The 243-nt window shown below is 73.7% G+C and carries 1 pseudogene; it reads right to left on the bottom strand.

Annotation, left to right across the window (positions count from 1 at the left end):
• Nucleotides 1-243, bottom strand: a pseudogene (locus tag ACCD03_RS25640) (hypothetical protein); the annotation flags it as partial.

Raw genomic sequence — 243 nt, forward strand, 5'->3', positions numbered from 1 at the left:
GAAGGGCATCGTGCGGCCGGGTTCGGTCCACAGCGGCAGCGTGGCGTAGGCCAGGTGGCTGTGCAGGTCGACGAAGCCCGGCAGCACCAGGTCGTTGCCGACGTCGACGACCGGCGCCTGGTCGAAGCCGGCCGGGCCCGCCGCATTGCCGCGCGTGACGCGCTCGATGCGGCCATCGTCGCCGATCCAGACCTTGCCCGCGAAGGCCTCGCGCTCGGTGGCGGCGACGGCGGTGTCCTGCGT

It is taken from the genome of Ralstonia sp. Ralssp135, assembly GCF_047304345.1.
In the GTDB taxonomy this organism is placed as follows: Bacteria; Pseudomonadota; Gammaproteobacteria; order Burkholderiales; family Burkholderiaceae; genus Ralstonia; species Ralstonia chuxiongensis.